We start from the raw sequence: 22,577 nt of genomic DNA on the forward strand, positions 1-22,577 counted from the left end.
GCCATGCTGATCGGCGGGCTACCGCTCAGCGGGCGGGCTCGAGCACCTCGGCCGCGGCCACCGGCTGCAGCGTCTTGCTCAGGTCGGTGCGCATGACCATCGCGGTGTCCAGCAGGTAGTTCTGGCGCACCTGCCACGGATGCCGATCGCCCTGGCGCGGGAAGTCGCCGATCGAGCGCTGGACATAGCCGGAGGCCAGATCCAGCAGCGGACGCTCCTGCAGGGTGCGCTGCGGCTGCGGAACCACCGCGCGGTAGCCGTTGCGGTCCATGTACCCGAGCACCTTGCAGACCAGCCGCGAGGTGAGGTCGGCGCGCAGCGTCCAGGAGGCATTGGTGTAGCCGATGCACACCGCGAAGTTGGGCACCCCGGTCAGCATGGTGCCCTGCCAGACGAACTGCTCGGACAGCTCCACCGGCGCACCGTCGACCACCAGGTCGATACCGCCGAAGGCGAGCAGCTGCAGGCCGGTGGCGGTGACCACCACATCCGCCTCGACAACCTGGCCGGACTTCAGCCGGATGCCCTCGGGCACAAAGGTTTCGATGTGATCGGTGACCACCTCGGCCTTGCCCTTGCGCATGGCCTTGAAGAAGTCGGCGTTGGGCACCGCGCACAGGCGCTGATCCCACGGGTTGTACTCGGGCGTGAAGTGGTCGGCGACCAGCTTCTCGTCCTTCAGGATTCGCGTGGTGAGCCCGGTGAGCAGCTTGCGGGCGGCCTCGGGCCGACGCCGGCAGTACTGGTAGAAGCCGATGCTGAACAGGATGTTCTTGGTGCGGATGAGCCGGTGCGCCAGGTTCGGCGGCAGCAGTTCGCGCATCCGGTCGGCGACCTTGTCACGGCCGGGGACCGCGGAGATCCAGGTGGGGCTGCGCTGCAGCATGGTGACGTGCTCGGCCTGCTCGGCCATGGCCGGGACCAGGGTGACCGCGGTCGCGCCGCTGCCGATGACCACCACCCGCTTGCCGGTGTAGTCGAAGTCCTCGGGCCAGAACTGGGGGTGGACCACGGTGCCGGCGAAGTCGGCGATGCCGGGGAACTCGGGCGAGTGGCCCTGGTCGTAGTTGTAGTAGCCGGAGCAGGAGTAGAGGAAGCCGCAGGTGAGCGTGCTGCGCTCGACGGCCCCGGCGGTGCGGTGCTCGAGCGTCAGGGTCCACCGCGACTCGCCGCTGTCCCATTCGGCGCCAACGACTTTGGTGCCGAATCGGATGTGCTTGTCGATGCCGTTCTCGGTGGCCGTATCGGCGATGTAGCGCAGGATGGACGGCCCGTCGGCGATGGACTTGGCGTCCCGCCACGGCTTGAACGGGTAGCCGAGGGTGAACATGTCGCTGTCGGAGCGGATGCCCGGGTAGCGGAACAGGTCCCAGGTGCCCCCGAGCGCGTCGCGGGCCTCGAGGATGGCGTAGCTGCGGCCGGGGTGTTCGGCCTGCAGGCGGTACGCCGCACCGATGCCGGAGAGCCCGGCTCCGACGATGACGACGTCGAGGTGTTCGGCGTGAGGTTGCGCGGCGTTCATGACTTCCAGTCTGTGGGGCCTGCCATCCGGTTTCTTGACTCTGTGCGACAAGTATTTGATGCTGGACGACATGTCGGTGATCAGATCCGCGGGCTTGCGGGGTTTCCGTGCCACCGTAGCCGAGCTCGGCGGGGACGCCGAGGAACTGGCCGCCGCCTGCGGACTGCCCCTCGCCGCCCTGGACGCCGACGATCTGCTGGTCCCGGATCACGCGGTCGGGGCGGTGCTGGAGCTGGCCGCGCACCGGCTGGACTGCCCGGATCTGGGACTGCGCATGGCGTCGCGGCAGGACCTCGACATGCTCGGCCCGCTGGCGCTGGCCATCCGTAATGCCACCACCCTGGCCGCGGTGCTGGACTGCACCTCGCGGTACCTGTTCGTGCACGCCCGTTCATTGAGCCTGACCTTGGAACCCGACCCGTACGGCGATCGCGGCGTCCTCGCCCTGCGCTACGGCGTCACCATGCCCGGTCTGCCCACCCCTGTACAGGGCACCGATCTCGGATTGGCGTTCGTGCACAGGACGATTCAGCGCCTGGCCGAGGACCGCTACGGGCTGCGCTCGGTGGAGGTCCCCTACCGCCCCGCCGCCCCGATCCAGGCGTACGAGGAATTCTTCGGCGCGCCAGTGCGAATCGAGCGCCCGGCGGCGCTGCTGCGGATACCGGCCGCCCTGGGCAATCGGCCGCTCTCGGGCGGCGACGAGAACCTGCACCGGCTGGCGATGGCCTTCCTGGCCGAACAGGCCGGCGACGCGGCCACCGCGGTCACGCCCCGGGTGCGGACCACGCTGCAGAAGTTGCTGGGCACCACCGCCCCCGAAATCGATGCGGTGGCACGGCTGCTCACCCTGCATCCGCGCACCCTGCAGCGGCGGCTGGCGGCCGAGGGCACCACCTTCGCGGCGATTCTGGACGAGGTACGGCGTGTGGAAGCGCGCCGCTATCTGACCACCACGGATATGCCGATGAGTCAGGTGGCCTCACTCATCGGACTTTCCGAGCAGTCGGTTTTCACCCGTTGCTGTCAGCGCTGGTGGGATGCAACGCCGACCGCCGTGCGCAAGGGCAAAGCGGGCTGACCACACGGTATGTCGGCGCGGCGCGCTCGAGTTCCGATGGGCCCATTGGCAAATCAAGCACGGCGAGTCGCTCGAAACACGCACTCGATTTGCGGGTCGCCGCGTGTCGATCATGGTCATTCGGCGCCGCCACCCTCAGGATGTCCTGATGATCGCGGAATGCCCGTCCTGCGCTTGGCCCTCCCCCGCTGTCGCCTCCCACCGCGGGGTGCAGTATCTGCGCTGTGTGTGCGGCCAGTGGTTGATCAGCGTGCACGGGAAGGTGGTCGGCGCGGCCGGGGGCACCACGTTCAGCGGGAACAACCCGCTGGCGGAGATCGCCGGATTCCGGGATTAGCTCGCCGGCACGAAGATTCGCGCCGATTCGATGCGTAGCCCGCGGTCGGCGAAGTCCAGTTCGGCGATGCCGCGGCCCTCACGGGTCTCCACCGACACCGTCACGGCGTGCCCGGCGGCGATGGCCTTGCCCCAGCGTAGGCCCTTCACGCGGGTGGCGAAGTCCTCGAGGGACATCGCGCCGTCCACACCCCACTCCAGGCGCGGGACCGGCGCCAGAACCGCACGGGCACTGGATGAATCACCGGCGGCCACGGCATCCAGCAGCCGCCCGGCGGCCTGCTTCCCCGCCGCGCCGACGCCGCGCAGACCGGACATGAAGCCCATCGCACCGCCGATGCCCTGATTGCCGATCAGCTGCGGGCCGAGCTTGGCCCCGGCCAGCAGGCCCTGCACGCCGGATCCGAGCAGCTGGCCGATCATGCCCGCCAGTTCCCAATGTGCGCGCAGGGCACGGATTTTCAGCGTCCCGTCCACCTGGGCCAGGTCATAGCGGAGATGCATGGGCACGTGCAGGGTGACGCCGGTGGACATGGTGGTGGCGATGGTGAGATCGCGGAAGACCGTCATGCCGCACACCACGTCGGCGGTCACGTCGAAGACGATGCCGTTGGGCGCGATGAAGGTGTCGTAGAAGCGCTCGATGGCCGCGCGGCCGACATGCGGGCGCGAGCCGACCGGATCCTCGACACTGCCGTCATCGGCGAAAAGGCCGACCCAGGCGGCTTTGTCGTGTGCGCCGACCGCCCGCGGTGAAGCTTCGACGGTCGCCACTAGTTCGGCGGCGGTGGGATTCGCGGGCACGGTGTCCTCCAGGTGTTGGCAAGCGCGCGCGATGATACCGAAACCCCGGCATTCCCGAAGGCGGTCGGGAAGTCTGCCCCACGGTCACGCCCGGAAAAGCGGCGGCGGGATCGGTACCGTCGGTGGCGTGCCTGCGCTCCGGAGGGTCATCGCCGCGGTCGCGACGGCGACGGCGCTGATCGTCGCTCTCGCGTTCGCGGGTCTGCCGGTGTTCGTGCACCCGCAGGTGGATCCGCTGCGCCCGGCCGACGCCATCGTGGTGCTCGGCGGTACCGCGTACGCGCGCTACGACGTGGGACTGAAGCTGGCGGAGGAAGGCTACGCACCCGAGTTGCTGATCTCGCGATCCACCGGCCAGAACGATTCGGTGATGGACCGCTACTGCGACGGCGGCTTCACGTTCACGGTCTCCTGCTTCGTGCCGGACCCATGGACCACCCAGGGCGAGGCCGAGGAGATCCGCCGCCGGGCGCGAGCCGGGCACTGGCAGCACATCATCGTGGTGACCTATACCCCGCATGTCTCGCGCGCGCGATACATCGTGGAAAAGTGTTTTTCCGGTCAGATCACCATGGTCGCGAGTCCCAGTGATTCGGGGCTGTTGTTCTGGTCGTGGATGTATGTACGGCAGTCGGCGGGATATGTGCGCGCGTTTCTACAGGGCGGATGCTGAGCCGAAAGGCTCGCTGCCATCGGGCCGAAAGATGCGCCACAGCCGCGCAATTGAGCGGTTACGATGAGGTCCGGGCAAAGGAAAGCGCGTCCGTCTCGGGGGTGGATGCGGGTGCGGGAGGATTTCCGGTGCGTATCGACGACCTTCGTACCGTGCGGGACAGTGAGCTGACCGCCGACCTGTGCATTATCGGGTCCGGACCGGCAGGTCTGACCCTGGCTACCGAACTCGCGGGAAGTTCGCTGCGGGTGCTGGTGCTGGAGAGCGGCGGGCGCGAACTCACTCCCGGCTCCGATGCGCTCAATGACATCGAGAATGTGGGCGCCGCCCGGGCGCAGCCCTATCGCAATGCCCGCAATCGCATTCTGGGCGGCAGCTCGCACACCTGGAGCGGACGCTGCGCACCGTTGGACGAACTGGATTTCGCGACCCGCGCCTGGGTCCCGTTCTCCGGCTGGCCGATCGGATTCACCGAGGTCGAGCCGTATCTCGATCGGGCGGCCGGACACCTCGGACTGGGGTACGGGGCCGGGTACACCGGTGACCGGTTCTGGGAGCTGGCCGACCGGATTCCGGCCCAGCCGGACGTGGACCGGCGCTGGCTGCGGCCCTACTTCTGGCAGATCAGCAAGGACCCGGCGGATCCGTTCGACTCCAAGCGATTCGGCGTCCACACCGACCACATCGCCGCGGACAATGTTCGAATTCTGCTGAATGCCACCGTTTCCCAAATCGATACCGATCCGGATGGTGCGCGGGTCGAGGCATTACAGGTGATGGATTCCGACGGAAATACCCGCATCGTGCGCGCAACGCGAATTGTGCTGGCCGCCGGTGGAATCGAAAACGCGCGCCTGCTGCTCGCGTCGAATCGCATTGTGCCGGGCGGTATCGGCAATCGCCACGATGTGGTCGGCCGGTATCTGCTGGATCATCGCTGCGGCGTGGTGGGCGCGCTCGATCCGCACGCCTCGGCGGCCGCCCGTGACCGATTCGGCAAATATGTGGTGAAAACCCGCGGCGGTAAGCACACCTTCCTGCACGGGCTGGCGCTGTCACCGGAAATCCAGGCCGACGAGGGACTCCTCAACTGCGCCCTGTGGATTCAGGAGGTGCCCGCCGAGGACGACCCCTGGGAATCGGTCAAGAACCTGCTGCGCGGCCATATGAACCTGCACGACGCGCGCACCGTCGCCGGCCATCCCGGCCTGCTGCTCGCCGGCGCCAAACGCCGGCTCATCGACCACACCGGCCTGCCGCGCAAACTCGAACACGTGGAACTGCGCTGCATGGTGGAGCAGACCCCGGACCCGCGTAGCCGGATCACCCTGGGCGACACCGTGGATCACCTCGGCATGCCGCGCCCGCGCATCGACTGGCAGGTCAGCGCCCAGGAGGACGCCACGGTCCGCCGAGCCGCCGCCCTGGTCGCGGGCGAGTTCGCCCGCCTCGGCTATCCCCCGCCCGCGCTGGACGAATGGGTCCGCGAGACCAGCGATCTCCCGGCCCGGCTCACCGACTGGGCGCATCCCACCGGCGCGACCCGCATGTCGGCGGACCCGCGCATCGGGGTGGTGGACGCCGACTGCCGGGTGCACGGGATGACCAATCTCTATATCGCCGGCAGTTCGGTCTTCCCGACCAACGGCCACGCCAATCCCACGCTGACCATCGTCGCGCTGGCCGTGCGGCTGGCCGACAACCTGCGCAGCGCCGCGGCCTGACGGGTCGCGAAGGCCCGCCGCGCTCGAAATCCACGGCGGGCCAAGGTTTTCCGGCGGTTACTGCTTGGGCAGCGGGAGGTCGATGCCGCCGACGTCGGTGACCTTCCAGTCGCTCTTCGGGTCGACGCTCACCGTGTAGTAGATGGTGGTGAGAACGCCGTCCGGGTTCTGCGCGTTGGTGGAGTCGACGTTCAGATAGACATTCACCTTGTAGGCGCCGTTGTCGCGATTGGTGACCTGCGAGCTGAGCAGGGTCGGGCTCGAGGTCCACTTCAGCGGGACCAGGATCTCCTGCAGCTTCGAGGAGGTGGCGTCGAACTTGCTCGCCAGCGCCGGGGTGGTGTTGGACTTCAGGCGCGCGGTCCAGGCGTTGAAGTCGGCGAAGTTGAGGTTGGCCGCGCCCATGGCGTACTCGGAGGCCACCTGCTCGGCGTGCTTGTCGTTCGCGGCCTGGGCGTCACGGTCCTTCAGGTCGCCGCGGGCGGACTGCCACAGCACGGTGACCGCGACCAGCGCGCCGATGAGCAGCACCGCGGCGACCGCGGTCACCAGGGTCGAGACCTTCAGCTGCACCGTCTTGCCCACGGCGGGCGCCGGATGCTGATCGACCGGCTGCGTCGATTCGGTGTCCTGAGACATGGGGTCTCCTCCTTGCTGGTACTGCTACTTCACGCCGACCTGCACGCGCACGGCACCGTCACCGGTGGCCGCGAGCGCCTGCGAGATCAAGCTGCTGATATTGAGCTGGGGCCCGGCGGTGCGTGCCGCGTCGGCGAGCGGCTGCAGCTGGGGCGCGAGGGTCTTCAATTCGGGTCCGGCCTGCTGCAGCCATTCGGTCAGCTTCGCCAGGAAGGGCGCCAGTCCATTGCCGGAGACATAGGCCTGCGGCCGGGGGGCACGGTCGACCAGTCTACCGACGGCATTGATGAGCTCCTCGAGCGACTGCTCGAACTGCACGAATGCCGGTGCAGCGGCCGTGGTGGCCTCGCCCATGCCGTCGATGTTCGAGGCCGCCGCCTGGAAGCTGTTGAGTAGCTGGGCAATCTTGGGCTCGCGGCTCATAATGGCCGCGGCCAGTAGATCGCCGGCGCGGGTCAGGTTCGGCATGGCCGAATCCGTGTCGTGGAAAGCCGCCCCCAGCGTGCTCGCCAGCGAGGCCGCCACCTTCGGGTCGAGCTGGTTCATGATCTTGTTGACCAGCCGCGACACCTCGGGGATGGCGAGCGGCGACTTCACGACGGCCGCGTCGAGACGCTGGCCGTCCTTCAGGTACGGCCCGCCCGCGGTGCGCGGCCGGAATTCCACGAACGGCTCGCCCAGCGCGGACAATTGCTCGATGGTGACGTCGCTGTCGGTGGGCAGCCGGCGGTCACCGTCGATGCGGAAGCCCACCTCGACGCCGTGCGCGGTGGAGGCCACCGAGGTGATCTTGCCGACCCTCATGCCGGTGAGCAGAATCGGCGAACCCACGCTCAGCCCACCGGAATTCGCCATCACCATGGAGCCCTCGGTATAGTGCGCGAACGGATCCGCCCGCACCACGCCGAAGGTCAGATAGCTCGCGCCCACCACGGTGACGGCCGCGATGCCGCCCAGCGACGCCAGCGAACCCCACTTCATCGCACCGCTCCGATCATGCGCAGCCCGGCCAGGATATTGGCGACCTGGTCGTCGCGGGACACCGAATCCGTCTGGACGCCGGTGATGTTCACCTTCGGCCCGTTCTCGACGAACGGAATCAGCTTGTCCCGCAGCAGCGCGGTCAGCAGCGACAGGTTCGAGGGCACCGACAGGTCCAGCGGCCGGCCCGAAAGCGCCAGCGGCGCAAAGGATTGCGTCACCGGATCCAGCGCGGAGGCGAGCGGGGCCAGCCACACCAGCGACTGCCCGAGTTGGCCGAGCACCGCGAAGATCTGGGTGACGCCCTTGATCGACCCGGTGATCCCGGTCATGGCGTCCACCGACTCCTGGCTGAGCTGGTGGTCGAGGAAGTCCGCGCGGTCGTGCAGCACCTGGGCGTTCACGCCCAAGCCGTTGAGCAGCTTGTCGACCTGGTCCAGATTGGCGGCCAGATCCACCGCGTTCCCGGCCGCGTTCTGCGCGATCCGCTTGGTCTCCTCGGGATCGCGGGGCAGCACCGCATTGAAGTGGTTGATGATGTCCTGCAACTGATTCACGGCCCCGCCCTGGGTGAAGGCGGCCAGCGCGGCCATGGTGTCCTCGAGCTGCACCGGCGGGCGGGTGTGGTCCTGGGTGATGGTGCCGCCGTCCTTCAGCAGCGACCCGAACCCGTCCGGCGGCGTGGTCAGCGCCAGGTGGATATCGCCCAGCACCGTGTTCTGGCGCAACTCGGCGACCGTGGTGGTCGGCAGCTGCACCGTGGACGAGATGTCGGCGTCCACCACGACATAGCCGCCGCGGCCGCCGGCGTGCGCCGAATCCACCACGCGCACACCGCTCACCGAGCCGACCCGCGCGCCATTGGCGATGACCTTGGCCTTGGCGGGCAGGTTCAGCACATTGCCGAACTCGATGTGGATCCGGTAGGCCGGACCGGAGAGGGTGGTCCCGGGCACCGGCACCGACGACGGATCGAAGGCGCAGCCGCCGGCTCCGGCCAGCAGGGCCGCGGCCAGTGCCGCGGTCCCGGCGCGCCGGACCCGGTGTCCGGCGGCCGCCCTCGTCGCGGCCGCCGGACTACCAGGAGCTCTTGTCGCCAGCACGATGTCCCAGCGTCCGATTCTCATCGCGCACCTGCCATTCCGAGCACCAGGGGAACCAGCGGGACGTTCACCATGCCGTCGGCGGCGTCGGCGCAGCTGCCCGGGGTGACGGCATCGACAGCGGCGCAGACCTGCTCGGCCTGCGGAGCCGGCAGGGCCGCGCGCGGAGAGCCGTAGGTGATGCCGTTGCTCATGATGTTCTGGGCGGCGTCGGTCAGCACCGGGAGTTTCAGCATGATCTCCGACAGCGAGCCGACATTGGCGCGCAGCAGCCGCACCAGCGGCAGCGTGTCGTCGAGCCCGCGCATGATCGGGTCGCCCGCGATCGTGACCAGATCGTTGAGCATGGGCAGCACCGCACCGAGCCGGTCGATGAGTTGCGCACCGGGACCGAGCAATTCGGTGCCGGCATTGTTCAGAGCGGGTCCCAGCCGCAGCAGCATGGCGCGCAGATCGCCCCAGTGCTGCTCGACCTTCTCACCGACCGAGGCGAAGGCGTCGAAGATGCCCGCCAGGTGCCCGATGTCCGCATCCGGTTGCGCCAGTGCCGAGCCCAGTTTCTTCACGATCGCGTTGATCTCCGGGCCCGCGCCCTGGGTGGCCGAGTCCAGCGCGGACAGGCCGTGCGCCAGCGCATCCGGGGCCTGCGCCCGCTGCAGCTGCGCGGACAGGTCGGCCAGCGCGGTCAGGGTCTCGGTGATGCTCTTGGGCGTCAGGGTTTTGGTGATGCATTGCGACGAATCCCAGTGCGCCAGGTTCTTACCGCCATTGAGGACCGCCAGATTGCGATCGGCCACAATGGAATCCGATACCGTGGTGGCGGCGGCGTCCGCGTACACGGGGTACTTCGCGTCGACGGAGAACTTCACCTTGACCTTGGCGCCGTCGGAATCGATGGAATCCACCGTGCCGACCGGGATTCCGCGCATGGTCACCTTGTTGCCCGTGTACAGGCCGACCGCGTCGGGCATGACGGCGCAGTAGGACACGATCTTCTTCATCGGATCGAACCAGAGCAGGTAGCCGCCCACGGCCAGCAGCACCACCAGCACCGCGCCGGCCACCGACATGAACGCCTGCGATCCGAGCGTCCGCTTGAACATCAGCAGTCCTTCCCGGGCACCGGAACGCACACCTGCGGCTGCGCGACCGGCTGCGGCAGCGTCACGGTCTGCTGCGACTGGTCCACCTGCGCGCCGCCGTCCGGAATCACCAGGTCCGACAGCTTCTTCTGCAGGTCCTGCGCGGCCGTCAGGGTCGGAGCGAACTTCTGGCCGAGCTGTTCCAGCTCGGTGATGGCGTCGGTCAGCTTGGGCTTCAGATCCGACCAGGTCGGTTCCACGCCGCCCAGCCGGCCGAGTACGTCGCTGAGCAGGCGGATGGCCTCGGCCATCTCCGCGTGCTTGTCGTCGAGCACGGTGACCAGCAGGTTGGCATTGTCCATGAGCCGGCCGAGATCGGTCTTGGCGCCGTCGTACATGCGCACGTACTCGTCGGCCACGGCCACCGCGTTCGACACCTGGCTGCGCTGCTTGTCCAGCGCGTCCACATAGGTGCCGACCGTGGCCAGCGTGGTGCGCAGGGTGTCGGGCGAGCCGTCGATCGAATTGCCCAGCGCCGCAAGGTTCTTGTTGAGGGTCAAGCCGTCGATCTCGGACAGCGGGGTGGCCGCGTCCTGGAAGGTCTCGATCAGGCTGTAGGGCAGGCGCACCCGATCCGCCGGAATGGGCGCCGAGCCCAGCGGCTTGCTTCCGGCCGGGAACACCGCGACGTAGTGGCCGCCGACGATCGTCAGCATGCGAATGTCGAGGGAGGTCTGATCGCCCAGGAACACATCGGATTTCACGGTGAAGCGCATGACGACCTTGTCCGGCTTCAGCTCGAGGGACTTCACCTCGCCGACCGAGATGCCGGCGATGCGCACGTCGTCGCCGGCCTTCACCGACTGCGCCTCGGACAGTTCCGCGGTGTAGGTGTGCTTGCCGAAGGGGATCACGTACAGCGCGCCCGCGGCCGTCAGGCCCAGCACCACCAGCACCGCGCCGATGACGCCCTGGCGCAGATGCCGCTGCTGCTTGGTCGCGTCGTCGACGACGCGGTCGTCGCGCCTCGTGAACCGCGCCAGACTCATCCGTTGCATATCGCCACCTGCTGTCCCGAGATGAGCACCTTGACCACCTGCGGCACGTCCGCGCTTCCCTTGCTGCACACCGGCTTCCAGCCGCCGGGTCCGGTCGGCAACGCGGCGTCGGCCGCGCCCAGCACCGCGGGCAGCCGGCCGAAGACGTCCACCGCCTCCTTGGCGTCGGGGAAGATCTCGCGGATCAGCGCGTCCACATCGGAGCCGCTGTCGATCCCCAGCGAACGCAGCAGAGTGTCGATGGGCCGCAGCACCGACGGCGCGGTGACCGCGAATTGCGCCAGCCCGCCGATGTTCTGCCGCAGGGCCTCGAAGATGTCGGAGAGCTGTTTCAGCAGCGGCACCAGATAGTGCACCCGTCCGCCGAGCCGGTCCGACAGATCCGACATGTTCTTGATCAGCGTCCAGATCACCTGCTGCCGGTTGTCCACGTACGACGCCAGTTTCCCGATCGCGTCCATGGCCGGTCCGATCCCGCTGCCGTCACCCTCGATCAGCGCCACCATGCTGGCGCTGAACTGGTTGATGGCCTCCGGAGAGATGGTCTGCAGCACCGGCTTCAGGCCGTTGAACAGCTGCGTCACATCGAACGACGGCACCGTGTGGTCCTCGCCGATGCGCGCGCCCGCCGCGATCCGGGTGCCCGGCTGCGGCTGCTGCTGCAGATCGATGTACCGCTGCCCGGTCAGATTCTGGTAGCGGATGGCCAGCTTCGAGTTGTCATACACGGGCGCATCGGTTTTCACCGATACCTGCACCCGCGCCTTCGCGCCCTCGAGGGTGACCGCCTTGACCTTGCCGACCTGCACGCCGAACATCCGCACGTCGTCGCCGACCTCGAGGCCGTTGGCGTCGGTGAAGATCGCGTCGTGGGTCTCGGTCCGGCCGGACACCGGCCGCTGAATCGCGGTGAGCACCAACATGAGCACCACCACGATGACGCCCGAGAACAGGGCCAGCCGCCAGGCCGCCGATTTCACCTGCCCACCCGTCGCCCCACCGCGGCCCCTCTGGGAATCGCTGCGCGATGCACGCCTCATTTGGCACCCCCCAGCAGCGGCACCGCGATGGCCGGCACACCCTTCAGGTCGACCTCCACATTCAGCACGGGGCCCTGCCCGCTATCCGGCATGGCCGCGCGCAAACGCTCCAGCAGCAGGCGCAATTCGGCCGACGACTGCTGCGGCTGCGGCACCATCCGGGCCAGCGCGGTCAACACCGGCACCAGCATGTCGGTGGTGCCGGAGAGCTGATTCCCGGCCTGGGTGAAGGTGGTCGCGAGGGCGGGCAGCAGCTGGCCGGTGACCGTCGCGACACTCTTGTCGTAGGCGCCGCGGTCGGTCTGCAACCGCTGCATGCTGCGGATCAGATCCACCACCTGCACGGTCGCGCCCGCGAACCGGCCGCCGCCGTCGAAGGCCGGGCCGAGGTTGCCGACCAGCTCCGACATCGGCATCTTCTGGTTTTCGGAGATGGTGCGCTGCGCGGTGATGAGCGCCTGCGCCAGCGGCGTGAACGCCTGGGTGTCGGCCGCGGCCTGCGCGATCACCGACGCCATCTGCGGCGTCAGCACCGAACCGCCCACCTGCGAGGCGCTGCGCAGAATCGAGCCCATGGTGGCGTCGTAGACCGCGGCGGCACGCGCGCCGGTGAAATCCAGCACCGTGCCCGAGCGCAGCGGGGAACCGCCCGCGCCCTTGCGCAATTCGATCTCGCTGATGCCGAAGAGGTTGGCGGGCGCGTAGTCCACCTGCAGGCTGTCGTCGAGCCCGAACAGCTCGGCGTCGTCCAGTCGCAGCGAAATCTGTTGTGTCCCGTGCTGATCCGGCGTGATATCGGTGACCTTGCCGATCACCACGCCATTGGCGCGCACGTCGGTGCCGACCAGCACCCCGTCACCGATCTGCTCGGTGCGCAGTGCGATCGGCAGTCCGGCCTCGGTTTTCTGTGAGCGGTACACCGCCCAGCCCGCCATCACGGCCACCACCAGCGCCAGCGCGACGGTGCCGACCGTCATCGCCCGTTTGCGATCGACCGCCACACCCGGCATTCCGTAATTCGGCATCCCCTACCCCGTGAACGTAATCGCCGAGTTGAAGCCCCACAGGGACAGCGACAGCACCATGTCCATGGCCACGATGGCCACCGAACTCGCGCGCACCGCCTTGCCCGAGGCGATACCAACACCCTCCGGCCCGCCGGTCGCGAAAAAGCCGAAGTAGCAGTGGATCAGGATGACCACCACCGCGAACACGGCCACCTTGACCACCGCGGCGATCACGTCGAACCCGGACACGAACTGGAAGAAGTAGTGGTCGTACACACCGGCCGAGGCCCCGTGCACCAGCGTGATCAGCCCGCGGCAAGCCGCGTAGGACAGGATCAGCGCGATGAGGAAGGTCGGCACGATGGCGACCGCGCCCGCCAGCACGCGGGTGGTCACCACGAAGGGAACCGAACGCAGGCCCAGGGATTCGATGGCGTCGATCTCCTCGGAGATGCGCATCGACCCGATCTCGGCGGTCATCCGGCAGCCCGCCTGCGCGGCGAACCCGATGGCGGCCACGATCGGCGCCAGCTCACGGGTGGTCGCGTAGGCCGACACCAGGCCCGATACCGGGCCCATGCCGAGCATGTCCAGCGTGGTGAACGACTCCACCGCCACCGAGGCGCCCATGACCAGGCCGAGCACGATCATCATCGGCACGGTCCCGCCGCCCACGATGACCGAGCCACGGCCCCAGGTCATATCGGAGATCGCGCGCATGGTCTCTGCGCGATACCGCCTGAGCGTCAACGGAATCGACGACAGCACCTGCCAGACGAACGCGAGCACGAAGCCCAGGTTCTCCACCCGGCGGAAGATGAGCCCCCGGCGTCGATAGGCGCGCGCGGCCCAGCCCATCCCCTTGGGCACATAGGTTGCCGACATCAGGCCAGCCTCGTGGGCAGGAACAGATCGGTGATCTGGGTGGCGACCAGGTTCACCGTCACGATCGACACCACCGACAGCACCACCGCGGCGTTCACGGCGTCGGCGACACCCCGCGGGCCGCCCTTCGCTTCGAGCCCGCGCTGGCAGGCGATGATCACCACGAGGAAGCCGAAGATCACGGCCTTCAACAGCGACACCCACACATCGGCGGTGGTGGTGAAAGATCCGAACGTGGACCAGTACGAGCCCGGTGTCACACCCTGCCCGCCGATGGCGACGCCGTAGCCGGCGAGCACGCCCACGAAGATGATGAGCACGTTGAGCAGCGGCGCGACGAAGACCATGGCCACCAGGCGCGGGATCACCAGCCGGTGAATCGGGCTGATGCCCATGGTGTTCAGCGCGTCGATCTCCTCACGGATGGTGCGCGCCCCCAGATCCGCCGCCAGCGCCGCGGCGCCCGCGCCGCCGAGCAGGAAGCCGGTGGCCAGCGGCGCACCCTGTTTGATGACGCCCAGACCGCCGGTCGCGCCGAGCAGCGAATCCGCGCCCAGGGTGTGAATCAGATTGCCCACCTGGACCGAAACGATGACGCCGAACGGAATCGCGATGAGCACCGCCGGAATCGCGGTCACGGTAATGAGCCGCCAAGCCTGGAGAATGGCTTCTTTCCATTGGAATTGGCGGCGCGCGATATCGGTGACGGTACCGATCACCGCTTCCTCGGCAATTCCGACCGCGCGGCCGAAGGTGCGCAGCGACGCCACCGAGGTGCTGGAGAAGTTGTCGCGCACGATGCGCACGGCGGACCGGCTCTGGACGGCCCGGGTCATCGTGGCACTGCTTCTTCGTGACGCCGGAACCGACGTGTGGTGGCGAGCTTCAAATTTCTTCTCCGTGATCGGCAACACTGCCTGCCATCAAAGCTAATGGTTACGCGGAGTTACAACAAATCGGCTCGAGGTGTGACCGGAACCTCTAAGTTACCTGCAGGTACATCCGAATTCGGTCCCGGTCAGCGGGACGAACAGGCAGGTGACCTGCAGTTCTAGAACGTGTTATCAGAGCCGATCGGCTATCACTATGACCTCGGGCACGACCCGGGCGAAGCTCCCCCGAGGCCGTTTCGAGCCCCTCGGCCATACCCAAAGCCGAATTGAGTGATCTCGCAGCAACCCTCGATTTCCTCGTGAACCCGCGCGTAAACCGGACGGTGCGTGTTCACTGTCGCTGTGGACAACACGGTGTCGGCGATCCTGCGCACGATCGAAGCCGGCGACTGGGCGGAATTCGCGAAACTGGTGCATCCCTATGTGCATTGGACCGAGCACGGCGTCACCACCCGCGGGCGAACCCGCGTGATGGCACTGCTGTCCCGGCACGATGCCACCGAACCCGCGACGTCCTACGAACTACGCGACGGCCAGGTCTATCGCTGGAACTCTTGATTACGGGCTTACCGCCAAAAAAACGAAGGCGGAGAACAACACCAGGTGCACACAGCCCTGGAGCAGCGTCGCGCGTCCGGGCACCACGGTGAGCGCGCCGACCACCACGGTCAGCGCCAGCAGCACCATCTGGGTCGCGCCCAGGCCGAGCATGAGCGGGCCCGAGATCCAGATCGAGGCCACCGCGATGGCCGGAATGGTCAGGCCGATACTGGCCATGGCCGAACCCAGCGCCAGATTCAGCGAGATCTGTACCCGGTCGCCGCGCGCGGCCCGCACGGCCGCAATGGTTTCCGGCAGCAGCACCAGCATCGCGATCACCACGCCGACCGCGGACTGCGGCAGACCCGCTGCGGCGACACCGGATTCGATATTCGGCGTGTCCACCTTCGCCAGACCGACCACGCCGGCCAAGGCAATCAGCAGCAAACCCAGACTGCGCAGCGCCTGCCGGGGCGTGGGCGGGTCCTCGTGCTCGTCGTCGACCGTCGTGACCCTCTCGACGGGTAGGAAGTCGCCCGGATGCCGGACCGTCTGCACCATGACGAAGACGCCGTAGAGGACCAGCGACGCCACGGCCGCGAAGGTCAGCTGCGTGTCCGAGAACACCGGACCGGGCTCGCTGGTGGTAAAGGTCGGCAGCACCAGGCTCAGCGTCGCGAGCGTCGCGACCGTGGCCAGCGCCGCTCCCGTGCCCTCGGCATTGAAGACCGCCACCCGCCGCCGCAGCGCGCCCACCAGCAGTGAGAGGCCGAAAATTCCGTTGCACGTGATCATTACGGCCGCGAAGACGGTGTCACGGGCCAGTGCGGCGGACTTCTCCGGATTGGACAGCATGAGCGTGACGATCAGCCCGACCTCGATGATGGTCACCGCCACGGCGAGGATGAGCGATCCGAACGGCTCGCCCACCCGGTGCGCGACCGTCTCCGCGTGGTGCACGGCCGCCAGCACCGCACCGATCAGGACCGCCCCCACCAGCACCGCCGGGATCGGCCCCAGCTCGTGCCCCCAGGTCACGGCGAGTACCGCGGCGCTCAGCACCGGGAGAACCACCGACCAGTACCGCCTGCACACACCCACCATGACCCCATGGTTGCAGCAAACCGTCCGCATCCCCCGCAAATGCGAGCGATGCCTCCCCCGATCCCGATACCGCATGAGTGCGCCCCGGTGAATTAGGCTGCCTACGTGGACGACAATGGAGCCGGAACGGCTGACGCGGCGCTACCGCACCCGCACGAACCGCACGACGAGGGCCTCGCCTCCCGTCTCAATTGGCTACGCGCCGGCGTCCTCGGCGCCAATGACGGCATCGTCTCCACCGCCGGTCTGGTGGTCGGCGTCGCCGCCGCCTCCACCGACACGAACGCCATCCTCACCGCGGGCATCGCGGGCCTCGCCGCCGGCGCCCTCTCCATGGCGGTCGGCGAATACGTATCCGTCAGCACCCAGCGCGACAGCGAGCGCGCCCTGCTGTCCAAGGAGAAGCGCGAACTGGCCGAGGAGCCGGACTACGAACTGGCCGAACTGACCCAGATCTACCGGGACAAGGGCCTCACCCCCGAGACCGCCCGCCAGGTGGCCGCGGAACTCACCGCACACGACGCCTTCGCCGCCCACGCCGAGGCCGAATTGGGTTTGAACCCGCACGAGCTCACCAATCCCTGGCACGCCGCGCTGTCCTCGGCCGTCTCCTTCACCATCGGCGCGATCCTGCCGGTCCTGGCCATCCTGCTGCCCCCGACCCAGTGGCGCATCCCCGTCTGTTTCGCCGCCGTGCTGGTGGCGCTGGCCTTGACCGGCTCGGTGAGCGCCCGGCTCGGTGGCGCCAATGCGCGCCGCGCGGTGGTCCGGGTGGTCCTCGGCGGCGCCCTGGCCATGGCCGTCACCTACGGAATAGGCCAGCTGGCAGGAGTTTCCGGACTCTAGTCCGACGGCCGGGCCCAATCATCGGGTGGCACAGGCGGATTCACCGCAGCGCCGACCGGCGGAGCACCCGGGCCCACCGGGGCCGGAATCTGCACCGGATGCGGTGCTACCGGCGCCGGAATCACTACCGTCGGTGCCGGTTTCGGAGTCGGCGCGGTGGCGGGCGGAACCTGCTGGGCGGGCGCCACAGCGGGCGGATGCGGGACGGGCGCGGACCGGTCATGTCGTAACCGTGGGACATTGACGATCGGGGTATCGGCGATGGGCCGATCACCGGACGAGGTGAGCCAGATCCCCGCCCCGACACCCACCGCCATCAGAACGGCGGCCAGAACCACCCGGCCCACCCGCCGCGCGTCGATATCGCCGTGGTCGTGCCCGATCTCGTCTGCCGTGCCGAGCATGGCTGTCCTCCTTCGGATTCCGGGCCGCGACATTCAGGGAGCGGGCGGCGGGGGCGGGGGTGGCACCAGGAACGGAAGGATCGGGGCGAGGATGTCCGGCAGCGCCGGCGCCGGCGGCGGAGCCGCGGGAGCGGGGGCCGGGGCCGGAGCGGGCGGATCGGGAGCCACCTCGACCGGCGCGGGCGGGGGCACGTATTGCTGGGTCTGCGGCGCGGGGGCAGGCGCGGCGGGCGAGGGATTCTGCGCAGCGGCCGGGGCGGGCGGCGGAGGCGCGGGCGCGGCTGGGGAAGGGGCGGAGGAGGAGGGCTTCTGAGGCTGCGCGTTGACGGATTCCGGCACGGCGGAGGTGGAAGCCGGTGGAGTATCCGGAGTGTCGGCCCCGCCGGGTCTGTCGAGCCCGGCCCACAGGGTGCCGCCGATGAGGGCGACGATCACGCTCAGCGAGAGGATCAGCAAGCCGGCGAGCACCTTCGGCGGCATCTCCCCTGTCGCGCTCAGGCCGGGTACGCCGTCACTCGATGCGACGACGGGGCCCTCCCCCGCCGCGTCGGGTCTCTCGCGTACCGCGCCCACCGCCACCCGGGGCCTCCTTCGGTTCGAAGCACACGCCGTGGATCCGAAAAGCCTCTCCTTCAAGGCACGCTACACAGATTTGCTGATTACCGAAACCGGCTACTCGGTAAGGAAATAGTTCCAGGTGGATATCTATTCGAACCGATTGCCGGTTAGTTGCGGTCAATCCAGAACGAGCACCACCTTGCCGAATGGGTCACCGGTCTCGAAGTATTCGAAGGCCTCGACCGCGCGCTCGAACGGATATACCCGATCGATCACCGGCCGCACGCCGTACTCGGCCATGGTGCGGTTCATGTACTCCAGATCCGCCCGGCTGCCCACCGCGATGCGGCGCAGACCCACATACTTGCCGCCCAGCGGATCGGCGGCCCGCTGCCCCGGCTCGGCCGGGAACGCGCCGATCAGCACGACCTGACCGTTGTAGGCCGTCGCCGCAAGGGATTTCGCGAGCGTCCGCTTCCCGACCGCTTCCACGACGAGCTGTACGCCCAGACCACCGGTGAGCTCCAGCACCGCCCGCTCCCACTCCGGAGCCTCGGCGCGGTCCACCACCTCGTCGGCGCCCAGCTTGCGCAGCCGCTCGGCCTTCTCCGGCGACGAGGTGAGGGAGATGACCCGCGCGCCCAGCATTTTCGCGTGCTGCACCGCGAAGATCCCGACCGGACCGGACCCGACCGTCAGCACTGTGTCGGCGGGACCGACCGGCACCGGCTTGGTCACCGCGGCCCACGCCACCAGACCCGCGCAGGTGAGGGCCGCGGCCTCGGCATCGGTGAGATACGGCGGCACCTGCACCACCGACTCCTCCTCCAGCAGCACATAGGTCGCGAGCCAGCCGTCGTGGGTCGCGCCGTACTGCAGCCGGGTCAGCGCCTGGGTCTGCGGGCCGTCGTTCCAGCCGACGAAGTAGGTGCCCATCACCCGGTCGCCCAGCGCCGCGCGGGTCACGCCCGAGCCCAGGCCGATCACCTCGCCGACGCCGTCCACCAGCGGCACCACGCCCGGCCGGGCCGGCACCGGGTAGGTGCCCTCCATCAGCATGATGTCGCGCCGGTTGAGGGAGGCGGCGCGCACCCGCACCAGCACCTGATGCGGTCCCGGGATCGGCGGCGCCTGCACCGCGGTGCTCAGCCCGGCCGTGCCGCGCAGCGGTTCCAGTTGGTAGGCAACACCATTCGCGTTCTGCTCGTGTCCATCGCTCATGGCATCGAGTCTGTTCCGCGGCGGATGCCACCGCGATTCCCTCCAGGGAATGATGCAAGCCGGGCCCCGCGTCCGTGTGACGATTCCCCGGAGGGAATCGCGACGCGACACCGCCTCGAGCACAGTGGAGGAATGACGACCATGGCCCCGGCGACGACCACACCGTTCGCACAGCAGTTGCGCGGCTGGCGGACCCGGCGGCGGTTGAGTCAGCTCGACCTGGCGATCGCCGCGGAGACCAGCCAGCGGTATCTGAGCTTCCTGGAGCAGGGACGCTCACAGCCGGGGCGGGTGATGGTGGTCCGGCTGGCCGAGGTGCTGGAGTTGTCGCTGCGGGAACGCAACGCGCTGCTGCTGGCCGCGGGCTACGCACCGATCTTTCCCGAATCCTCGCTGGACGCACCGGAACTCGACGCGGTCCGGCACGCGCTCGACACCATCCTGCAGGGGCATCTGCCGTATCCGGCCGTGGTGACCCGGCCGTTCGGGGTGCTGGTGGCGGCCAATCCCGGATTCGAGCTGCTCACCGAGGGCTGTGCGCCGGAACTGCTCGAGCCCCCGGTCAACGTGCTGCGGCTGGCCCTGCATCCCGACGGGCTGGCCCGGCGGGTGGAGAACCTGGCGGAGTGGGGGCGGCATGTCACCGACAGCCTCCGCAATCGCGCGGGCCGCAGCCCGGATGCCGCGCTGGACGCCCTCATCGCCGAACTCGACGGCTATCTGCCGCCGGTCGAGCCGGGGCCGGGACATCTGGGTTTCGCGGTACCGCTGCGGCTGCGGTCCGAGGTGGGCGAACTGCGGCTCATCACGACGATCACCTCGTTCGCGACGGCCACCGACATCACCCTGTCCGAGCTGCATCTCGAGGCGTTCCTGCCCGCTGACCAGGCCACCTCCGACCACCTGCGCGCCCGCTTCACCCGCGCCTAGACGCAGATCGGATCCCGATCCGGGCCGAATGCTTGTCGCCGAATACTCGTAGACGTATATTCGTAGACGAGTGAGGAGGTGCCGGATGGCCCGCAAGCGCAAGGTCGCCAATCTGATGGGGCTGGCGGTGCTGTCCGCCGTCGTCCTCCAGCCCATGCACCGATACGAGATCGCCGCGCGATTGCGGGCATGGGGCAAGGACAACGACATGAGCGTCAAGTGGGGTTCGCTCTACACGGTCGTCGACAACCTCACCAAGCACGGCTTCCTCGAGATCGCCGGCAGCGAACGCGACGGCGCCCGGCCGGAACGCACCATCTACCGGATCACCGACGCCGGGCGCGCCGAACTCACCGACTGGACAAGGGAACTCATCGCCGACCCCGAGCCCGAGAAGCGCCGCTTCATGGCCGGGCTGTCGGTCGCCTCGGTGCTGCCGCCCGACGAGGTCATCGACCTGCTCACCCAGCGAATCACCAAGCTGGACACCACCATCGCCGCATCCCGCGCCCAATTGGCCGCCGTCGAGGGCACCGTGCCGCACCTGTTCCTGATCGAAGAGGACTACGCGCTGGCCATGCTGGCGGCGGAGTCCGAATGGGCACGCGCGCTGCGTGATTCGCTCGCCGACGGCAGCTTCCCGGATGTGGAGGGCTGGCGCGCCTGGCATCGCGACGGGGTCATGCCCGCCGATATGGCCGAGCTGACGGAAGGGGGAGCGAACACACCGCAGTCCCAGCACGACTGATCCATTGGACCGGGCCCCGGCGAGGGTGCTGCAACACCGCCGCCGAAGCCCGGGAACACACCGTCTCGAACCGCGTCCGTGCAGGCGAACCCGGCACCGAGTTTGGCAACTACAGGATAACTGGGTTCTCCACGCGCGGGACGGTTCGGGGTTTCCGACAAACCACGAACACTTCTCGGGAGAGAACCATGTCCATTCGTTCCGCACTCGTCATCGGCGGCGGCATCTCCGGCCCGGTCACCGCCACCGCACTGCGCATGTCCGGCATCGACGTCACCGTCTTCGAGGCCTATCCGGGCCCGGCCTACGGCATCGGCGCGAATCTCGCGCTCGCCCCCAATGGCGTGGCCGCCCTCGACATCGTCGGGGCCGGCGACGCGGTGCGCGCCCACGCCGTCCCGATCAGCCGGTCCTCGATGTCGGTGAACGGCAGGCGATTCGAGCTGCCGGTTATGACCGACATCGAGCCGCTGCGGGTGATCGACCGCGCCGACCTGCACCAGGTGCTGCACGACAATGCCGTCGCCGCCGGAGTGCGCTTCGAGTACGACAAGCGGCTGATCGAGGTGGAGGAGCACGCGGGCGGGGTGACCGCCGTCTTCGCCGACGGCAGCAGCGCCACCGCGGATGTCCTCATCGGCGCGGACGGCATCCGCTCCACCGTGCGTACCCTGGTCGATCCGAAGGCCCCCGGGCCGACCTATCTGCGCATGCTCGGCTTCGGCGCCTACACCGACTGCCCGATCGACCTGGAACCGGGCATGATGACCTTCGCCTTCGGCCGGCGCGCCTACTACCTGTACTGGCCCATGCCCGACGGCCGCGTCGCGTGGGGCGCGAATCTGCCCAGCGAGCAGTACTACTCGCTGACCGAGGCCCGGGCCGTGCCCGCCGACCGGTGGCTGCGCACCCTGCGCGAGACCTACGCCGGCGAGGATCCGGGCGAGCAGCTGGCCCGCAGCACCACCCCGGCGCAGCTGGCGGTGATCGGCGCGCTGACCATCATGCCGCGGGTGCCGCACTGGCACCGGGGCCGGCTGGTGCTCACCGGCGACGCCATCCACGCGCCCAGCAACACCTCCGGGCAGGGGGCCTCGCTGGCCCTCGAGAGCGGGATCGAGCTGGCCCGGTGCCTGCGCGACATCGATGATCCGGCACAGGCTTTCGCCACCTACGAGGCGCTGCGGCGGCCACGGGTGGAGGGGGTCGCGGCCCGGGTCGCCCGGACGAACCAGACCAAGGCCGCCGGGCCCATCGCCCGCAAGGCCATGCAGCTGATCATGCCGCTCATGTTCAAGCGGATGGATCCGGAGAAGATGCTGGGCGGCGAGCAGCGCTTCCGGATCGACTGGGACGCCACCGTGCGGCCCGCCACCGTGAACGCCTGACCTTCGAAAA

Annotated in this window: 24 protein-coding genes; 9 read left to right on the top strand and 15 right to left on the bottom strand. The window is 68.6% G+C overall.

Going from position 1 to position 22,577, the window contains the following annotated elements; translation table 11 throughout:
• Positions 1–25: 25 nt before the first annotated feature.
• Positions 26–1,522, bottom strand: a complete 1,497-nt coding sequence (locus tag ON33_RS20470) for a flavin-containing monooxygenase (RefSeq protein WP_040860442.1) — start codon at positions 1,520–1,522, stop codon at positions 26–28.
• Here ON33_RS20470 and ON33_RS20475 point away from each other — a divergent pair.
• A complete protein-coding gene (locus ON33_RS20475; protein ID WP_245550602.1) occupies positions 1,521–2,603 on the top strand; it encodes an AraC family transcriptional regulator in 1,083 nt (360 codons plus the stop codon). The genes ON33_RS20470 and ON33_RS20475 overlap by 2 nt on opposite strands.
• A gap of 148 nt (positions 2,604–2,751) precedes the next feature.
• Positions 2,752–2,940, top strand: coding sequence for a hypothetical protein (locus ON33_RS20480; protein WP_245550604.1), 189 nt, complete (start codon positions 2,752–2,754; stop codon positions 2,938–2,940).
• Here the strand turns inward: ON33_RS20480 and ON33_RS20485 are convergent.
• Positions 2,937–3,743, bottom strand: coding sequence for a nuclear transport factor 2 family protein (locus tag ON33_RS20485; protein WP_040860443.1), 807 nt, complete (start codon positions 3,741–3,743; stop codon positions 2,937–2,939). The two genes, ON33_RS20480 and ON33_RS20485, sit on opposite strands and share 4 nt — an antisense overlap.
• Positions 3,744–3,870: 127 nt before the next feature.
• On the opposite strand from ON33_RS20485, the gene ON33_RS20490 reads away from it, so the two are divergent.
• Together ON33_RS20490 and ON33_RS20495 are read left to right on the top strand one after the other, a co-directional pair.
• Complete coding sequence (locus tag ON33_RS20490; protein WP_373281044.1) at positions 3,871–4,416, top strand: YdcF family protein; 546 nt, start codon at positions 3,871–3,873, stop codon at positions 4,414–4,416.
• Positions 4,417–4,544: 128 nt separating this feature from the next.
• Entirely contained in the window at positions 4,545–6,140 is a 1,596-nt protein-coding gene (locus ON33_RS20495) for a GMC oxidoreductase (RefSeq protein ID WP_051152507.1), read from the top strand.
• A 57-nt stretch (positions 6,141–6,197) separates the two neighbouring features.
• Here ON33_RS20495 and ON33_RS20500 read toward each other — a convergent pair whose 3' ends face one another.
• From ON33_RS20500 to ON33_RS20540, 9 genes are read right to left on the bottom strand one after another with little or no spacing between them, the layout of a single operon-like run.
• On the bottom strand, positions 6,198–6,779 hold the full coding sequence (locus tag ON33_RS20500) for a hypothetical protein (RefSeq protein WP_040860444.1): 582 nt from the start codon (positions 6,777–6,779) through the stop codon (positions 6,198–6,200).
• Positions 6,780–6,803: 24 nt separating this feature from the next.
• Entirely contained in the window at positions 6,804–7,760 is a 957-nt protein-coding gene (locus tag ON33_RS20505; RefSeq protein WP_040860445.1) for an MlaD family protein, read from the bottom strand.
• Positions 7,757–8,887 carry an MlaD family protein gene (locus ON33_RS20510; RefSeq protein WP_083869120.1) on the bottom strand — a complete coding sequence of 377 codons (1,131 nt, stop codon included), beginning with the start codon at positions 8,885–8,887 and terminating at the stop codon, positions 7,757–7,759. Before ON33_RS20510 ends, ON33_RS20505 begins: the two co-directional genes overlap by 4 nt.
• The gene (locus ON33_RS20515; protein WP_040860446.1) at positions 8,884–9,966 is read right to left on the bottom strand and encodes an MlaD family protein; all 1,083 of its coding nucleotides are present in this window, start codon (positions 9,964–9,966) and stop codon (positions 8,884–8,886) included. Before ON33_RS20515 ends, ON33_RS20510 begins: the two co-directional genes overlap by 4 nt.
• Positions 9,966–11,003 carry an MlaD family protein gene (locus ON33_RS20520; RefSeq protein ID WP_040860447.1) on the bottom strand — a complete coding sequence of 346 codons (1,038 nt, stop codon included), beginning with the start codon at positions 11,001–11,003 and terminating at the stop codon, positions 9,966–9,968. Before ON33_RS20520 ends, ON33_RS20515 begins: the two co-directional genes overlap by 1 nt.
• Entirely contained in the window at positions 10,991–11,983 is a 993-nt protein-coding gene (locus ON33_RS20525) for an MlaD family protein (RefSeq protein ID WP_040860448.1), read from the bottom strand. The genes ON33_RS20520 and ON33_RS20525 overlap by 13 nt, the downstream gene beginning before the upstream one ends.
• 56 nt (positions 11,984–12,039) lie before the next feature.
• Complete coding sequence (locus ON33_RS20530) at positions 12,040–13,068, bottom strand: MlaD family protein (RefSeq protein ID WP_040860449.1); 1,029 nt, start codon at positions 13,066–13,068, stop codon at positions 12,040–12,042.
• Between the two features lie 3 nt (positions 13,069–13,071).
• Positions 13,072–13,935: an ABC transporter permease gene (locus ON33_RS20535; RefSeq protein WP_040860450.1), complete on the bottom strand. Its 864-nt coding sequence runs from the start codon at positions 13,933–13,935 to the stop codon at positions 13,072–13,074.
• Positions 13,935–14,771: an ABC transporter permease gene (locus ON33_RS20540; protein WP_040860451.1), complete on the bottom strand. Its 837-nt coding sequence runs from the start codon at positions 14,769–14,771 to the stop codon at positions 13,935–13,937. Before ON33_RS20540 ends, ON33_RS20535 begins: the two co-directional genes overlap by 1 nt.
• 384 nt (positions 14,772–15,155) lie before the next feature.
• Between ON33_RS20540 and ON33_RS20545 the strand changes: the two genes are divergently transcribed.
• Complete coding sequence (locus tag ON33_RS20545; protein ID WP_051152509.1) at positions 15,156–15,386, top strand: nuclear transport factor 2 family protein; 231 nt, start codon at positions 15,156–15,158, stop codon at positions 15,384–15,386.
• On the opposite strand, the gene ON33_RS20550 is transcribed toward ON33_RS20545, so the two are convergent.
• A complete protein-coding gene (locus ON33_RS20550; RefSeq protein ID WP_040860452.1) occupies positions 15,387–16,472 on the bottom strand; it encodes a calcium:cation antiporter in 1,086 nt (361 codons plus the stop codon).
• A gap of 105 nt (positions 16,473–16,577) precedes the next feature.
• Between ON33_RS20550 and ON33_RS20555 the strand changes: the two genes are divergently transcribed.
• On the top strand, positions 16,578–17,318 hold the full coding sequence (locus ON33_RS20555; RefSeq protein ID WP_040860453.1) for a VIT1/CCC1 transporter family protein: 741 nt from the start codon (positions 16,578–16,580) through the stop codon (positions 17,316–17,318).
• Here ON33_RS20555 and ON33_RS20560 read toward each other — a convergent pair.
• The 3 genes from ON33_RS20560 to ON33_RS20570 all read right to left on the bottom strand — a co-directional run bounded on the left by ON33_RS20560 (position 17,315) and on the right by ON33_RS20570 (position 19,501).
• Positions 17,315–17,722 (bottom strand): hypothetical protein, encoded by a 408-nt coding sequence (locus ON33_RS20560; protein ID WP_040860454.1) that lies wholly within the window; start codon positions 17,720–17,722, stop codon positions 17,315–17,317. The two genes, ON33_RS20555 and ON33_RS20560, sit on opposite strands and share 4 nt — an antisense overlap.
• Before the next feature lie 33 nt (positions 17,723–17,755).
• Positions 17,756–18,301 carry a hypothetical protein gene (locus ON33_RS42515; RefSeq protein ID WP_174391545.1) on the bottom strand — a complete coding sequence of 182 codons (546 nt, stop codon included), beginning with the start codon at positions 18,299–18,301 and terminating at the stop codon, positions 17,756–17,758.
• Positions 18,302–18,457: 156 nt separating this feature from the next.
• Positions 18,458–19,501 (bottom strand): zinc-dependent alcohol dehydrogenase family protein, encoded by a 1,044-nt coding sequence (locus ON33_RS20570; protein ID WP_063711034.1) that lies wholly within the window; start codon positions 19,499–19,501, stop codon positions 18,458–18,460.
• Between the two features lie 132 nt (positions 19,502–19,633).
• Here ON33_RS20570 and ON33_RS20575 point away from each other — a divergent pair, with 132 nt between their 5' ends.
• From ON33_RS20575 to ON33_RS20585, 3 genes are all read left to right on the top strand, one after another.
• Positions 19,634–20,431: a helix-turn-helix domain-containing protein gene (locus tag ON33_RS20575; protein ID WP_040860456.1), complete on the top strand. Its 798-nt coding sequence runs from the start codon at positions 19,634–19,636 to the stop codon at positions 20,429–20,431.
• A gap of 85 nt (positions 20,432–20,516) precedes the next feature.
• Entirely contained in the window at positions 20,517–21,179 is a 663-nt protein-coding gene (locus ON33_RS20580) for a PadR family transcriptional regulator (RefSeq protein ID WP_040860457.1), read from the top strand.
• A gap of 188 nt (positions 21,180–21,367) precedes the next feature.
• Positions 21,368–22,567 carry an FAD-dependent oxidoreductase gene (locus ON33_RS20585; RefSeq protein ID WP_040860458.1) on the top strand — a complete coding sequence of 400 codons (1,200 nt, stop codon included), beginning with the start codon at positions 21,368–21,370 and terminating at the stop codon, positions 22,565–22,567.
• The last annotated feature ends 10 nt before the right edge of the window (positions 22,568–22,577 follow it).

Source organism: Nocardia niigatensis NBRC 100131 (assembly GCF_000308655.1).
In the GTDB taxonomy this organism is placed as follows: domain Bacteria; phylum Actinomycetota; class Actinomycetes; order Mycobacteriales; family Mycobacteriaceae; genus Nocardia; species Nocardia niigatensis.

Excerpts from the sequence above, each read along its gene's own strand:
- ON33_RS20560 (WP_040860454.1), bottom strand. The coding sequence starts at position 17,722 with ATGCTCGGCACGGCAGACGAGATCGGGCACGACCACGGCGATATCGAC.
- ON33_RS20570 (WP_063711034.1), bottom strand. The coding sequence starts at position 19,501 with ATGAGCGATGGACACGAGCAGAACGCGAATGGTGTTGCCTACCAACTG.
- ON33_RS20580 (WP_040860457.1), top strand. The coding sequence starts at position 20,517 with ATGGCCCGCAAGCGCAAGGTCGCCAATCTGATGGGGCTGGCGGTGCTG.
- ON33_RS20505 (WP_040860445.1), bottom strand. The coding sequence starts at position 7,760 with ATGAAGTGGGGTTCGCTGGCGTCGCTGGGCGGCATCGCGGCCGTCACC.
- ON33_RS20535 (WP_040860450.1), bottom strand. The coding sequence starts at position 13,935 with ATGTCGGCAACCTATGTGCCCAAGGGGATGGGCTGGGCCGCGCGCGCC.
- ON33_RS20515 (WP_040860446.1), bottom strand. The coding sequence starts at position 9,966 with ATGTTCAAGCGGACGCTCGGATCGCAGGCGTTCATGTCGGTGGCCGGC.
- ON33_RS20480 (WP_245550604.1), top strand. The coding sequence starts at position 2,752 with ATGATCGCGGAATGCCCGTCCTGCGCTTGGCCCTCCCCCGCTGTCGCC.
- ON33_RS20475 (WP_245550602.1), top strand. The coding sequence starts at position 1,521 with ATGACTTCCAGTCTGTGGGGCCTGCCATCCGGTTTCTTGACTCTGTGC.
- ON33_RS20550 (WP_040860452.1), bottom strand. The coding sequence starts at position 16,472 with ATGGTGGGTGTGTGCAGGCGGTACTGGTCGGTGGTTCTCCCGGTGCTG.
- ON33_RS20520 (WP_040860447.1), bottom strand. The coding sequence starts at position 11,003 with ATGCAACGGATGAGTCTGGCGCGGTTCACGAGGCGCGACGACCGCGTC.
- ON33_RS20510 (WP_083869120.1), bottom strand. The coding sequence starts at position 8,887 with ATGAGAATCGGACGCTGGGACATCGTGCTGGCGACAAGAGCTCCTGGT.
- ON33_RS20585 (WP_040860458.1), top strand. The coding sequence starts at position 21,368 with ATGTCCATTCGTTCCGCACTCGTCATCGGCGGCGGCATCTCCGGCCCG.
- ON33_RS20470 (WP_040860442.1), bottom strand. The coding sequence starts at position 1,522 with ATGAACGCCGCGCAACCTCACGCCGAACACCTCGACGTCGTCATCGTC.
- ON33_RS20530 (WP_040860449.1), bottom strand. The coding sequence starts at position 13,068 with ATGCCGAATTACGGAATGCCGGGTGTGGCGGTCGATCGCAAACGGGCG.
- ON33_RS20500 (WP_040860444.1), bottom strand. The coding sequence starts at position 6,779 with ATGTCTCAGGACACCGAATCGACGCAGCCGGTCGATCAGCATCCGGCG.
- ON33_RS20575 (WP_040860456.1), top strand. The coding sequence starts at position 19,634 with ATGACGACCATGGCCCCGGCGACGACCACACCGTTCGCACAGCAGTTG.
- ON33_RS20540 (WP_040860451.1), bottom strand. The coding sequence starts at position 14,771 with ATGACCCGGGCCGTCCAGAGCCGGTCCGCCGTGCGCATCGTGCGCGAC.